This is a genomic window from Streptococcus thermophilus, assembly GCF_010120595.1.
Taxonomy (GTDB): Bacteria; Bacillota; Bacilli; order Lactobacillales; family Streptococcaceae; genus Streptococcus; species Streptococcus thermophilus.
In genome coordinates this window covers 731,186-743,719 of record NZ_CP038020.1, presented here as the reverse complement: position 1 = coordinate 743,719, position 12,534 = coordinate 731,186, and the positions used below count along the sequence as shown (strand labels likewise).

Annotated in this window: 13 protein-coding genes and 2 pseudogenes; 6 read left to right on the top strand and 9 right to left on the bottom strand. The window is 39.7% G+C overall.

Annotated elements, in window-relative coordinates; translation table 11 throughout:
• From E3C75_RS03945 to E3C75_RS03925, 5 genes are all read left to right on the top strand, one after another.
• Positions 1-828, top strand: coding sequence for a PTS mannose/fructose/sorbose transporter subunit IIC (locus E3C75_RS03945; RefSeq protein ID WP_084828490.1), 828 nt, complete (start codon positions 1-3; stop codon positions 826-828).
• 14 nt (positions 829-842) lie between these two features.
• Positions 843-1,754: a PTS system mannose/fructose/sorbose family transporter subunit IID gene (locus tag E3C75_RS03940; RefSeq protein WP_014607980.1), complete on the top strand. Its 912-nt coding sequence runs from the start codon at positions 843-845 to the stop codon at positions 1,752-1,754.
• 78 nt (positions 1,755-1,832) lie between these two features.
• Positions 1,833-2,207, top strand: a complete 375-nt coding sequence (locus E3C75_RS03935; RefSeq protein WP_014607979.1) for a DUF956 family protein — start codon at positions 1,833-1,835, stop codon at positions 2,205-2,207.
• Positions 2,208-2,415: 208 nt separating this feature from the next.
• Positions 2,416-3,693, top strand: coding sequence for a serine--tRNA ligase (gene serS, locus E3C75_RS03930; protein ID WP_014607978.1), 1,278 nt, complete (start codon positions 2,416-2,418; stop codon positions 3,691-3,693).
• 480 nt (positions 3,694-4,173) lie between these two features.
• Entirely contained in the window at positions 4,174-4,362 is a 189-nt protein-coding gene (locus E3C75_RS03925; RefSeq protein WP_100262545.1) for a competence regulator inhibitor paratox, read from the top strand.
• A 30-nt stretch (positions 4,363-4,392) separates the two neighbouring features.
• Here E3C75_RS03925 and E3C75_RS03920 read toward each other — a convergent pair whose 3' ends face one another.
• The 3 genes from E3C75_RS03920 to E3C75_RS03915 all read right to left on the bottom strand — a co-directional run bounded on the left by E3C75_RS03920 (position 4,393) and on the right by E3C75_RS03915 (position 6,436).
• Complete coding sequence (locus tag E3C75_RS03920; RefSeq protein ID WP_100262544.1) at positions 4,393-5,031, bottom strand: hypothetical protein; 639 nt, start codon at positions 5,029-5,031, stop codon at positions 4,393-4,395.
• Positions 5,025-5,252, bottom strand: a complete 228-nt coding sequence (locus E3C75_RS12105; RefSeq protein WP_332835552.1) for a hypothetical protein — start codon at positions 5,250-5,252, stop codon at positions 5,025-5,027. The genes E3C75_RS03920 and E3C75_RS12105 overlap by 7 nt, the downstream gene beginning before the upstream one ends.
• 725 nt (positions 5,253-5,977) lie before the next feature.
• Entirely contained in the window at positions 5,978-6,436 is a 459-nt protein-coding gene (locus tag E3C75_RS03915) for an ArdC family protein (protein ID WP_100262543.1), read from the bottom strand.
• Between the two features lie 186 nt (positions 6,437-6,622).
• Here E3C75_RS03915 and E3C75_RS03910 point away from each other — a divergent pair.
• Positions 6,623-7,198, top strand: a pseudogene (locus tag E3C75_RS03910) (IS256-like element IS1191 family transposase); the annotation flags it as partial.
• Here the strand turns inward: E3C75_RS03910 and E3C75_RS03905 are convergent.
• The 6 genes and pseudogenes from E3C75_RS03905 to nrdR all read right to left on the bottom strand — a co-directional run bounded on the left by E3C75_RS03905 (position 7,159) and on the right by nrdR (position 12,457).
• Positions 7,159-7,749 carry a cysteine hydrolase family protein gene (locus E3C75_RS03905; protein ID WP_084828489.1) on the bottom strand — a complete coding sequence of 197 codons (591 nt, stop codon included), beginning with the start codon at positions 7,747-7,749 and terminating at the stop codon, positions 7,159-7,161. The pseudogene E3C75_RS03910 and the gene E3C75_RS03905 sit on opposite strands and share 40 nt — an antisense overlap.
• Before the next feature lie 2 nt (positions 7,750-7,751).
• Positions 7,752-8,420, bottom strand: a pseudogene (locus tag E3C75_RS11255) (HI_0552 family protein).
• 63 nt (positions 8,421-8,483) lie between these two features.
• Entirely contained in the window at positions 8,484-9,794 is a 1,311-nt protein-coding gene (gene der, locus E3C75_RS03895; protein WP_084828488.1) for a ribosome biogenesis GTPase Der, read from the bottom strand.
• A 105-nt stretch (positions 9,795-9,899) separates the two neighbouring features.
• Positions 9,900-10,802 carry a primosomal protein DnaI gene (gene dnaI, locus E3C75_RS03890; protein ID WP_084828487.1) on the bottom strand — a complete coding sequence of 301 codons (903 nt, stop codon included), beginning with the start codon at positions 10,800-10,802 and terminating at the stop codon, positions 9,900-9,902.
• A gap of 3 nt (positions 10,803-10,805) precedes the next feature.
• Positions 10,806-11,981 carry a DnaD domain protein gene (locus E3C75_RS03885; RefSeq protein ID WP_111679255.1) on the bottom strand — a complete coding sequence of 392 codons (1,176 nt, stop codon included), beginning with the start codon at positions 11,979-11,981 and terminating at the stop codon, positions 10,806-10,808.
• Positions 11,978-12,457 (bottom strand): transcriptional regulator NrdR, encoded by a 480-nt coding sequence (nrdR, locus tag E3C75_RS03880; RefSeq protein WP_002949642.1) that lies wholly within the window; start codon positions 12,455-12,457, stop codon positions 11,978-11,980. The genes E3C75_RS03885 and nrdR overlap by 4 nt, the downstream gene beginning before the upstream one ends.
• Positions 12,458-12,534 lie beyond the last annotated feature (77 nt).

The window sequence follows — 12,534 nt, the reverse complement described above, 5'->3', positions numbered from 1 at the left end:
ATGTCAGATATGTCAATTATTTCTGCGATTTTGGTCGTAGCTGTTGCCTTCCTTGCTGGTCTTGAAGGTATCCTTGACCAATTCCAATTCCACCAACCACTTGTTGCATGTACCCTCATCGGTGCTGCCACAGGTAACCTCACTGCAGGTATCATGCTTGGTGGTTCTCTTCAAATGATTACCCTTGCTTGGGCAAACATCGGTGCTGCCGTAGCTCCTGACGTTGCCCTTGCATCTGTTGCTGCTGCCATCATTTTGGTTAAAGGTGGTAAATTTACAGCTGAAGGTATCGGTGTTGCGATTGCAATAGCTATCCTGCTTGCAGTTGCAGGTCTCTTCCTAACTATGCCTGTTCGTACAGCATCTATTGCCTTTGTTCATGCTGCAGATAAAGCTGCAGAACACGGAAACATCGCTGGTGTTGAACGTGCATACTACCTCGCTCTCCTTCTTCAAGGTTTGCGTATTGCTGTGCCAGCAGCCCTTCTTCTTGCCATCCCGGCCCAATCTGTTCAACATGCCCTTGGCTTGATGCCTGACTGGCTCACCCATGGTTTGGTTGTCGGTGGTGGTATGGTCGTAGCCGTTGGTTACGCCATGATTATCAATATGATGGCTACTCGTGAAGTTTGGCCATTCTTCGCCATCGGTTTTGCTTTGGCAGCAATTAGCCAATTGACACTTATCGCTCTTAGTACCATTGGTGTTGCCATCGCCTTCATCTACCTCAACCTTTCTAAACAAGGTGGCGGAAATGGTGGCGGAAATGGTGGCGGAACTTCATCTGGTTCAGGCGACCCAATCGGCGATATCTTGGAAGACTACTAGGAAGGGGTGCTCTCATGGCTGAAAAAATTCAATTATCTCAAGCGGATCGTAAAAAGGTTTGGTGGCGCTCACAATTCTTGCAAGGTGCATGGAACTATGAACGTATGCAAAACTTGGGTTGGGCTTACTCACTCATTCCTGCTATCAAAAAACTTTATACTAACAAAGAGGACCAAGCCGCAGCTCTTAAACGTCACTTGGAATTCTTCAACACTCACCCTTACGTAGCTGCTCCTATCATAGGGGTTACCTTAGCTCTTGAAGAAGAAAAAGCTAATGGTACTGAAATCGAAGATGCGGCTATCCAAGGGGTTAAAATCGGTATGATGGGTCCACTTGCCGGTATCGGTGACCCTGTCTTCTGGTTCACAATTCGTCCAATTCTTGGTGCCCTTGGTGCATCATTGGCACAAGCTGGTAACATTGCTGGTCCACTTATCTTCTTCATTGGTTGGAACCTTATCCGCATGGCCTTCTTGTGGTACACTCAAGAACTTGGTTACAAAGCAGGTTCAGAAATCACTAAAGACATATCTGGTGGTATCTTGAAAGATATTACTAAAGGGGCATCAATACTTGGTATGTTCATCTTGGCCGTCCTCGTTGAACGTTGGGTATCTGTCGTCTTCACTGTAAAGCTTCCAGGTAAAGTTTTGCCTAAAGGTGCTTATATTGAATGGCCAAAAGGATATGTTACTGGTGACCAACTAAAAACTATCCTTGGTCAAGTCAACGATAAGCTTAGCTTTGATAAGATTCAAGTCGATACCCTACAAAAACAATTGGATTCATTAATTCCAGGTTTGACGGGACTTCTCCTTACTTTTGCATGTATGTGGTTGCTTAAGAAGAAAGTTTCACCAATCACAATCATCATCGGACTCTTTGTAGTTGGTATTGTTGCAAGCTTCTTCGGAATCATGTAAAAAGAGCAAGAGTTTAGCAAAGCTGAACTCTTTTCTTATGCTATAATAAAAATACTACAGTCAAAAAGAAAGATAGATATGGCACAATCATTAAACAAAACAGTTGAATTACATACAACGGGTGTTTCCTACATGGCTATCGGAGGAAAGGTCGGTAAATTTCTAATCGGAGATATGGCTCTTGAATTCTACCCAGATGTCAATGTCGAGCAATATATTCAAATCCCTTGGACCAGCATCACTCAAATTGGTGCAAATGTATCAGGAAAGAGGGTTAGTCGTCACTTTGAGATTCTAACAGACAAGAGCAAATTCCTCTTTGCCTCAAAAGATTCTGGGAAGATTCTAAAGATTGCTAGGGAACATCTTGGCAATGAAAAAGTTGTTAAATTACCTACTCTCATCCAAACCATAGGTGCTCGTATCAAAAGTTTATTTGCCAAAAAATCATAATTTTTGTATAATGTAAAGGACGGATAAGTAATAGCTAGACCTTTCCAGAAAGCCTGCGGTTGCTGTGAGCAGGTAGGGTTGACCTACGAAATTCTACCGTTTCTAATAATTAAAAACATAAACAAGTGCACTCCTGTGAAGTTGGATGGAACCGTGGCCCATGTCACTCCAACACTTTTACTGGGTGTTTTATTTTTTGGAGGAACTTATGTTAGATGTAAAACGTATTCGTAACGAATTTGATGCCCTTTCCGAAAAATTGGCTACACGTGGTGTCGTTGCTGAGACTTTAAATGAACTAAAAGAGCTTGATGTTAAACGCCGTGAGCTTCTTATCAAATCTGAAGAACTCAAAGCTCAACGTAATATCGCTTCAGATGATATTGCTCAAGCTAAGCGTAACAAAGAAGATGCTTCAGAACAAATTGCAGCCATGCAAAAAGTTTCTGCAGAGATTAAGGAAATTGATGCCGAACTTGCTGCTATCGATGAAAAGCTTAACACTATCATTGTGACACTTCCAAACACACCAAATGATTCTGTTCCAGTAGGTGCTGACGAAGATGAAAACGTAGAAGTTCGTCGTTGGGGAACACCTCGTGACTTTGATTTTGAAGTTAAAGCTCACTGGGATTTAGGGGAAGATCTTGGTATTCTTGACTGGGAACGTGGTGCAAAAGTTACAGGTTCTCGTTTCCTTTTCTACAAAGGTCTCGGAGCAAGATTGGAACGTGCAATCTACAACTTCATGTTGGATGAGCATGCTAAAGAAGGTTACACTGAAATGATCACACCTTACATGGTTAACCACGACTCTATGTTTGGTACTGGTCAATATCCAAAATTCAAAGAAGACACTTTCGAACTTGATGGTACTGACTACGTCCTTATCCCAACAGCCGAAGTTCCTTTGACCAACTACTACCGAGGTGAGATTCTTGACGGTAAAGAATTGCCAATCTACTTCACAGCCTTGAGCCCTTCATTCCGTTCAGAAGCTGGTTCAGCAGGTCGTGACACACGTGGTTTGATTCGTCTTCACCAATTCCACAAGGTTGAAATGGTCAAATTCTCAAAACCTGAAGACTCTTATGATGAATTGGAAAAAATGGTAGTTAATGCTGAAAACATCCTTCAAAAACTTAACTTGCCATACCGTGTCATCACTTTGTGTACTGGCGACATGGGATTCTCAGCTGCGAAAACTTACGACTTGGAAGTTTGGATTCCAGCACAAAATACTTACCGCGAAATTTCTTCATGTTCAAACACAGAAGATTTCCAAGCTCGTCGTGCACAAATCCGTTACCGTGACGAAGCTGATGGCAAAGTAAAACTTCTTCACACTCTCAACGGTTCAGGACTTGCTGTTGGACGCACAGTAGCCGCTATCCTTGAAAACTACCAAAACGAAGATGGTTCAGTAACTATCCCTGAAGTTCTTCGTCCTTACATGGGTGGTGCTGAAGTGATTTCACCAAAATAAATAAATGAGGTTGAGACAATTGTTCCAACCTCGTTTTTATTTTACTTTATACCAATGATGCAGTGTAAACTGAACTTTTCGTCCACTTTCTAGCTCAGGAGAGACCAAGTTAACCTTGTGGGGCTGATATTACGAAAGGGATACCTTTGGGTGCTAATTTAAAGTTCTCATTCAAAAAAGAACCTGACTCTAATATGATAAGTCAAGTTCCTCGTATATTTTTGGAGATATAACCCATTACATTTCAGATTATTATATCTGATAAAAACACTAGTAAAATAAATATAAACTTATATAGTTTTACTACTTATGTATCATTAACATTCTTCAACTCTACTTGAGTGTTTACACATAATTATTGACAGTATCAAAAGCTTAGTTTATAGTAAGCTTTTTTAGTATCTTTTATTTAATCTGAGATATAACAAAGTTCTATTTTTCTGTATCAATTACGAATAGTAAAGAAAAGGAGATAATATAATGCTAACCTATGATGAATTTAAAGAGGCTATGGACAAGGGTTTTATTAAAGGTGATACTGTCCAGATTGTCCTAAAGAATGGTAAGATCCATGACTACGTTTTAGACGGTGAACGAGTTGAGCCACACGAAATATTGAGCTTAGAAAAGGTATCGGATATAATAAAAGAACTAGGCGGAGACAACTAAAAAAGCACCTTACTGGTGCTAATCTTTATCTTATTTAACCTTGACTTTCATTTCTCCATTGAGTTTTTGACTTGCAATAGCACTGCCATCATCCGCTTTAATGTGAAACATCGGATAGCGCTCATAATTGACTTTGTTGATCGCAGCCCAAACATTGAAAGCCTCATGTTCTTTGGCAAGCATGCCATCAGCGAATTTTTGTAAATCGGTTTTGTCATAGTATTTATAATCGACAGGTACCGACATATACAAAATGGTATCACGATTATAAAAACCGTATTGACTAATATCTACACCCTTTTCTGTCAAATCATTTTGGAAGTATTCGATAAAGCTAGCCATTTGATCAGCCGTAACATCTTTTGGCCCATCTGAAGAACTTGATTCTTTAGTTTCACTTTTAGATTCTTTTTCTTCGGAAGAACTCGATTCTTTTGAAGCTTTTTCCTCACGTTGTGGATTAGACAAATCTGAACTACTACTGGTTTTAGTTTTGGCCTTAGCTTTGGCTTTCGGCTTAGAAGAAGACGTTTGGACAGTCTTAACTGGTTCTGTCTTCGTTTCCGGGGCAATACCAGTTATTTCAAAGACTTTCCCAAGAACAGCCAAGCAGACAAGCACAATAGCCCACTTTTGCCAACGTTTCAAATTCTTCCATTTACTCAACATTTTTCAATCTCCTTTAGTTTTAAATATTCATGTTTTACAAATGTCTCATCACAAATCGTGGTGAGATTATATTTTTCCATAAAGTGTAAGTAATTAAAATCATCAAGATTTTCATTTTTCAACAACTCATGGATCATATTTCTATTGGCTTGAGCTTCGTATTTCTCACGTAAACACTCATAATCTTTAGAGTTGTGCTCTAAATGGCCTAGCTCGTGCAGAATGACCTTTAAACGAGTGTCTTGGTCTTAAATCCCCGTTGATGTAAACAACCCTGTTTATAGGGTCAAGAAAGCCATTTCTGTACCATTGACTAGAGCTGAACTCACAGATAGAGACATTGAACTGCTCAAGCAATTCTTTCTCCATAACTATCAGTTCTCCTTACTGCTCATATAACCTGCAATAATGCCACAGATAGCACGCTTATCATCATCGGTCAGCGGTTTGCCGTCAATGACGTATGAAGTGGATTGCTGAGAATATTATCTAATCTTCCACTTTTACGAACATTTTTGAGTTTTCGATTTGTAGCAGTTCATCCCTATATTGAAATCACTTGATATTCTAGCATTTTTTATAGCGCTATTCAATAGAGGTAAAATATTTATATAATAAAAAAGCACCTTACTGGTGCTAGTTTCTTGCCTGCTGAACTCGTAAATTGATTGATACCTCAATATGTTGCCACGTTGCAACATTTAGGGGCGAGTTCTCTTGAATATTAAACTTATAAATTGATTGATACCCTAACGGGTATTTTTTTGCTTTCCTTTTTGCTAACTTTTGGGGTAAGCAAACGGCAACTTGTGGGGTATGAATTACTAGAATAGCTCATAAAATCGCTTTGTTATCACTCTAATAAAACCTATGAAAAAGGGGTTGATATTCCATGCAATAAAGTTTTAATTCTTTGATAACCTTTTAAGTCAGGACTTAAACAAATTTATTTCGTTGTAGGGGAGTAAAAACCATTTGCCCCAGAACACATTTGTGCTGTTTCTAAAACCTTAATTGGTACATCACTTGCCTTTGTGATTGAGAAAAATAATTTGCGATTATCATCAGGGTTGTCCGGCACATAAGCAACTGGTTTTGATAAATTTTCATACTCAACTAATTGGTGTGTTTCAAAAACTGTTCCTAATTTAAAAGCGTAAATTTCTTGTTTTGGTTTTCCGTTTTTGTCTAGTATTTTATTTCCGTTGACATCTTTTTTATCTCTCGTACAAGGCATAAAAATTTTTAAACCATGTTCTCCTTTTTTTACATGGTAACCTTGATTTTTCCATGCTCCGAAAGAACCAACAAAACCAACATCAGGTTTTTGTTTTTGTAAAAATCTCAAATTTCTTGAAGAATAGTGAGGGCAAGAAGCAACAAATTTTAGATAGCTTTTAAACATTTCTGAATTTTTGTAGTCTGAAATATTTTCTTTGATAAGGTTAGATAAACCTTTAGTATCTTTTTTTCTAACAATTCTTGAATGCTTGAATCAGCACCGGTAGTGTAAAATAAGTTGTGTAAACACAAAAAGGAATAAATCCGTTATAGTAGAGTTGCAAAACATTACTATAACGGATTTATTCCTATGACTCAGTTTACCACAGAACTACTTAACTTCCTAGCCCAAAAGCAAGATATTGATGAATTTTTCCGTACTTCTCTTGAAACAGCTATGAATGATCTGCTTCAAGCAGAGTTATCAGCCTTTTTAGGGTATGAACCTTACGATAAATTAGGCTATAATTCTGGGAATAGTCGTAACGGAAGCTATGCACGGAAATTCGAAACCAAATATGGGACTGTTCAGTTGAGTATTCCTAGAGATCGTAATGGGAACTTTAGTCCAGCTTTGCTTCCCGCTTATGGACGTCGAGATGACCACTTGGAAGAGATGGTTATCAAACTCTATCAAACCGGTGTAACGACTCGAGAAATTAGTGATATCATCGAGCGAATGTATGGTCATCACTATAGTCCTGCCACAATTTCTAATATCTCAAAAGCAACTCAGGAGAATGTCGCTACTTTTCATGAGCGAAGCTTAGAAGCCAATTACTCTGTTTTATTTCTTGACGGAACCTATCTTCCCTTAAGACGTGGAACCGTTAGTAAAGAATGTATTCATATCGCACTTGGCATTACACCAGAAGGACAGAAGGCATAGAGCTCTTCATTATCATCCCCCATGAACTCCTCTATTGTCATTACTTGAGCAAATTCATCGTGTAAGGATACTAGATTTATGGTATGCAGGACCTCTGGATCTATCAAATGACCATCTAAATTGGGTAGGGCAAAACTGGCCGTTGCATCTGAAATAAGTGACGTCTTAAACCCTAAATTAGCCGCCATGCGAGTTGTGGTAGACACACAGTGTGGCAAGGTAAAGCCTGCAATAACTAACTTATCAATTCTTTTATCTCTTAAATAGCTCTCTAAATTCGTCCTAATGAAAGCACTATTAACTATCTTTTGGAAAACAGGTTCACTTGGGTATGGTTGAAAGCCATCTTTAAAATCTTGACCTTGAGATTCGTGAAAACGTGATTGAGTATTCGTGTATACATGTTGAACATGAAGTACTGGCCATCCCCTTTCTCTAAAAAAATTAAGCAATTTTTGGGAATTCACTTCAAGCTGAGGGTTATTACGTTCTCCCCATGAACTATTATCAAAGGCCCTTTGCATATCAATCATTAATAATCCTTGCATTTTTATTCTCCTCTTTTACACCAATCTTCCAACAACTTATTTGCATCCTGACAACTATCAAAATAAGGAGTTATCAGTTGAAAGCCTTCCATTAGTTGATCTAGTAAGTCATCCCTAGTCAAGCTATCCGTCACAGGGACATCATATTTAACCAAGACCTTTCGAACACGACCAGCTTTGACTGCTTCTTTGAGCATCTGACGATTCGCTTAAGTCCCTTCCACACGATGACTGACACCATCTTCCCATCTTCTTGAGCAAGATAGTAAAGTGGAAAAGTAATCGGTAAGTCTAGGACCTTATATTGCTTCGCTAGAGTAGTATCAGATTTTTTCCGTTCGACAAAGTTCACTTCAACTGATATTCCCCAATCTTCAGCTTAACCGTATAGTCGAATCGCCATAGCAACATCATCTAAACTGTTCCTCAGGAACTCTGTAATAGCACCAGAAATGTGGACGGCATACTTTTAGCCCAATTGCTGACACGATCCATTTTCATGGGGTCTAGACGCTCCTCTAGAGCTTTTGATAAGAACTGTATTTCCCTTATGAGCAGCTTGTCCCAAAGTTTTGAGAGCTTCCATATCAAACCTGATGTGGCTCCGCCTTCTCAGGTTTGATATACTTAACTCCTTGTTTGGATAAATAAGTTTGAACATTTTCTAACATCGTTTTCTCCTTACAATACCAAAAGACCAACCCGTAAAGATTCTATTCTGGTTGGTCTCTTTTTTATTTACGTTTACGAGCAATCAAGTGGATTGGTGTTCCCTCAAAGCCAAAGGCCTGACGAATTTGATTTTCCAAGAAACGCATGTATGAGAAGTGCATAAGCTCTTCTTCATTGACAAAGATAACAAATGTTGGTGGTTTAACCGAAACTTGTGTCACGTAGAAAATCTTAAGGCGTTTCCCTTTGTCAGTTGGTGTTGGGTTGATGGCGATGGCATCCATGATAACATCATTCAAGACAGCCGATGAAATACGACGGTTTTGACTCTCACTGATGCGTTTGATCATCTCTGGTAACTTGTTAAGACGTTGTTTCGTCTTAGCCGATACAAAGACAATTGGGGCATAGCTCAAGAATTGGAACTGATCACGGATATCTGCTTCCCAGTTGGCAACGGTGTGGTTGTCCTTCTTAATCGTATCCCATTTGTTAACTACGATGATAATCCCTTTACCAGCTTCATGGGCAAAACCAGCAATACGCTTGTCATACTCACGGATACCTTCTTCGGCATTGATAACCATAAGGACAACATCAGAACGATCAATGGCACGCATAGAACGCATAACAGAGTATTTTTCTGTATTTTCATATACCTTACCAGATTTACGCATACCAGCGGTATCAATCATAGTATACTCTTGACCTTCACTGTCCACAAAGTTTGTGTCAATGGCATCACGAGTCGTACCAGCAATAGGACTCGCAATCACTCGGTCCTCGCCTAAAATGGCGTTAATCAAACTTGATTTTCCGACGTTTGGACGCCCAATCAAACTGAAACGGATGATATCTGGATTTTCTTCTTCGACTTCTGTTGGAAGATTTTCAACGATAGCATCGAGAACGTCCCCCGTACCAATACCATGAACAGATGAAACTGGATATGGATCGCCAAGCCCAAGAGAATAGAAATCATAGATATCTGCACGCATTTCAGGGTTATCCACTTTATTTACCGCCAAGATAACTGGCTTGTTGGTCTTATAGAGAATACGGGCAACGTACTCATCCGCATCTGTCACGCCTTCCTTACCTGAAACGACAAAGACAATAACGTCTGCTTCAGTCATGGCAATGCCAGCTTGGTGCTTAATCTGTTCCATGAATGGGGCATCGACATCATCGATACCACCTGTATCAATCAAGTTAAACTGACGATTAAGCCACTCAGCAGAGGTATAAATACGGTCACGTGTTACCCCTTCAACGTCTTCGACGATAGAGATACGTTCACCCGCAATTCGGTTAAATAGGGTCGACTTCCCAACATTTGGGCGACCCACGATAGCAACTGTAGGTAATGTCATATATTTAAGTCCCTGATTAAATTAGGGATTCCTTTCTTCATTTAGCAATCTAACTTCCACCAAGGAAAGCAAACACGCTTGTTCTTTATCATTATTAGAATCACCTTAACGGCGATTAACACCTTTCAAGTGAACCTCTTTAGCTAAAAAACGAATACGTTCCATCACACGTTTGGCCTGCCAAGTCTCGTCTCCCTGACGTCCATTTGATAGCTTAGCTTCTAAGTCTGCAAAACTATAGTTGGATGTGAAGAAGGTCGGTAGCTCCTCAATCATGCGATACTGGAGAATGACTTGCAAAACATCGTCCCTAATCCAAGAAGAGAATTGCTCTGCACCAATATCATCTAAAACTAGAACTTCTGCTTCTTTGACAGCATCAATTTGTTCCTTCACAGAGCCGTCCTTGATCCCATTTTTAACATCAATAGTAAAAGATGGGTAATGAATAATGGTCGTAGCAACCTTCTTCGTCTCTGAAAGTTCGTGGGCCATAGCAGCCAACATGAATGATTTCCCAACCCCCATATCTCCGTAGATATAGAGGCCTTTCTGGTCTGGACTAGGGTAATTAGCTACAAAATCAACAAGTGTCTCAAAGGTATCAACACGAGCGACATCATCTAGTGCAATATCAGCAAAGGTAATCTTGCGATAGGACTGAGGCAAGCTCACCAAGTTAATCCGCTTAGAAATAGCCTGTTGTTCTTGTTGCTCCTTAAGCTGACGCGTTTCCTTATAGGTTACGTCAGCGTAGCCTTCATTCATGGTCAGAATCGGCTCATACCCTTTGGCAATGTAGCTGACATCACCTTCTTTGACCTTACGGCATTCCACCAAGAATTGATTAAACTTTGGAAGACTACGCTTGATTTCGTCCTGGCTTAAGCCATGTTCTTGAATAAAGCCAGCTACTCTTGGATCCGCCAAGATTTGCTTGGTCAAATCTGTTGCATTACCAGACCCATGATATCCTGTTCGGTTCAAGGTTTGTCCAACTCTTTCCATAGGCTACTCCTTTCCTTTTTCTAGTTTAGCCAAAGCACGGCGTCTAATTTCGTCTAACTTGGCTTGGTCGGCCTGACTGGTTTGATTATCGTAATCAGGATCACTCCAGCTAGGTACATTTGTTTTCTTCTTAGAATCATCTTTTGTCCGCTGTGATTTTTTGTCGTAACCACTACGCAAAGCCAAAAGCCCTTGTTCAGCAGTAACAATCTTCTTAAAGTCAAAATCGTTGGCAACTTTAGAGATATACTCTCGATTCACATTTGTTGAACGTGTCCGTCCCAAACTGTAGGCAACCATGAGATTAATGACCTCATCCATAAAGCCTCTTTGTGCCAAGTCTGTGAGAATTTTTTTCTCAGAATTAGTCACAGTCCCGCCTGGACCCTTAGCACTCTGTAAGTAATCAACAGGTTTTCCAGATTTAACAGCTTTAAGAATCTTTTTCTCTGTCTCCGTCAATGCAGAATCACCACCCAATTTTTGAGCTTGAGCTTGCTCTAATTGCACTTGCATACGCTTAACAATAATCCGGTGGTTCACGGCTGTCTTTTTTGACAAGAGATAGGTATCATACCAATTCATGTCATAGGTTTCAGACAACTTATAGATTTCTGGAACATCTGTCTTTTCATCTGTAAATACAAGTCCATCAGCCTGCATACGATTCCTGAAACTGATTAAATCAAATGAATTTTTAGGCTTAATTTCAGAAACAGACTTTTGAGCCAAACGCTCATCAGTAAAAACATCCGAAAAACGTTTAGATAAGTCTTGTAAACCATGTAAACTCGTCGGTTTTAAAGCATCCACTGCTGGCTCACCAATTTTTTGCTCTAGAAGTGAACTATAAACCGCATGTTTTAGAAACTGCTCGATAGATAGGGGAGACTTAAGCTCCACAACATAAATTCCCTGAGGAGAATGATAGAAAGCCAACAAGTCTACCGCTGTCAGGACCGCCAGGGATTCCTGAAGAGGCTGCATACCAAAGTTAAGATGATTCAGAATAGTAGCAAATTTATGACGATGATTACCATTATCATAGAAAGCCACAAAATACTGATAGAGTGCGTATCCCTCAACCCCAATAATGGGATAATAACAACGCATCAAACTTGCCTGATCGGGAACGATAACCTGATTGCCAACATAGACAAATTCTTCAATAGGTCTCATTTTTTAGACTCTTTTTTCGCACGGACAGTCTTGGTGATTTCTTGAAGCAATTCTTCAATCTCATCAACATCTTTGAAAGAACGGTAGACACTAGCAAAACGGACATAGGTAATTTCATCAAGATCTGCTAGTTCTTTCATGACTAAATTCCCAATGACCTCACTATCAACCTCTCCATCATGGTTACGGCGAATGTTTTGCTCTATACGGGTGATGGCATTTTCAATATCCTCACTTGAAACTGGACGCTTCTGAGCACTCATCAAGATACCATTGAAAATCTTATCGCGAGAGAATTGTTCACGAGTACCATCTTTTTTGACAACTAAAAGTGGAACTTCTTCCACACGCTCAAATGTAGTAAAACGGGCATGACAAGCATCACACTCTCGACGACGACGAATGGTATTTCCATCCTCTGCCTGACGGCTATCGATAACATTAGATTTATTATGTTGACATTTTGGACAACGCATGCACTTCACCACCAATCTTCGAAATTCAGTACTCTATTTTACCATAAAAACACATAAAAAGCACGCCCTTAACGAGA

Excerpts from the sequence above, each read along its gene's own strand:
- E3C75_RS03945 (WP_084828490.1), top strand. The coding sequence starts at position 1 with ATGTCAGATATGTCAATTATTTCTGCGATTTTGGTCGTAGCTGTTGCC.
- E3C75_RS03940 (WP_014607980.1), top strand. The coding sequence starts at position 843 with ATGGCTGAAAAAATTCAATTATCTCAAGCGGATCGTAAAAAGGTTTGG.
- E3C75_RS03935 (WP_014607979.1), top strand. The coding sequence starts at position 1,833 with ATGGCACAATCATTAAACAAAACAGTTGAATTACATACAACGGGTGTT.
- serS (WP_014607978.1), top strand. The coding sequence starts at position 2,416 with ATGTTAGATGTAAAACGTATTCGTAACGAATTTGATGCCCTTTCCGAA.
- E3C75_RS03925 (WP_100262545.1), top strand. The coding sequence starts at position 4,174 with ATGCTAACCTATGATGAATTTAAAGAGGCTATGGACAAGGGTTTTATT.
- E3C75_RS03920 (WP_100262544.1), bottom strand. The coding sequence starts at position 5,031 with ATGTTGAGTAAATGGAAGAATTTGAAACGTTGGCAAAAGTGGGCTATT.
- E3C75_RS03915 (WP_100262543.1), bottom strand. The coding sequence starts at position 6,436 with ATGTTTAAAAGCTATCTAAAATTTGTTGCTTCTTGCCCTCACTATTCT.
- E3C75_RS03905 (WP_084828489.1), bottom strand. The coding sequence starts at position 7,749 with ATGCAAGGATTATTAATGATTGATATGCAAAGGGCCTTTGATAATAGT.
- der (WP_084828488.1), bottom strand. The coding sequence starts at position 9,794 with ATGACATTACCTACAGTTGCTATCGTGGGTCGCCCAAATGTTGGGAAG.
- dnaI (WP_084828487.1), bottom strand. The coding sequence starts at position 10,802 with ATGGAAAGAGTTGGACAAACCTTGAACCGAACAGGATATCATGGGTCT.
- E3C75_RS03885 (WP_111679255.1), bottom strand. The coding sequence starts at position 11,981 with ATGAGACCTATTGAAGAATTTGTCTATGTTGGCAATCAGGTTATCGTT.
- nrdR (WP_002949642.1), bottom strand. The coding sequence starts at position 12,457 with ATGCGTTGTCCAAAATGTCAACATAATAAATCTAATGTTATCGATAGC.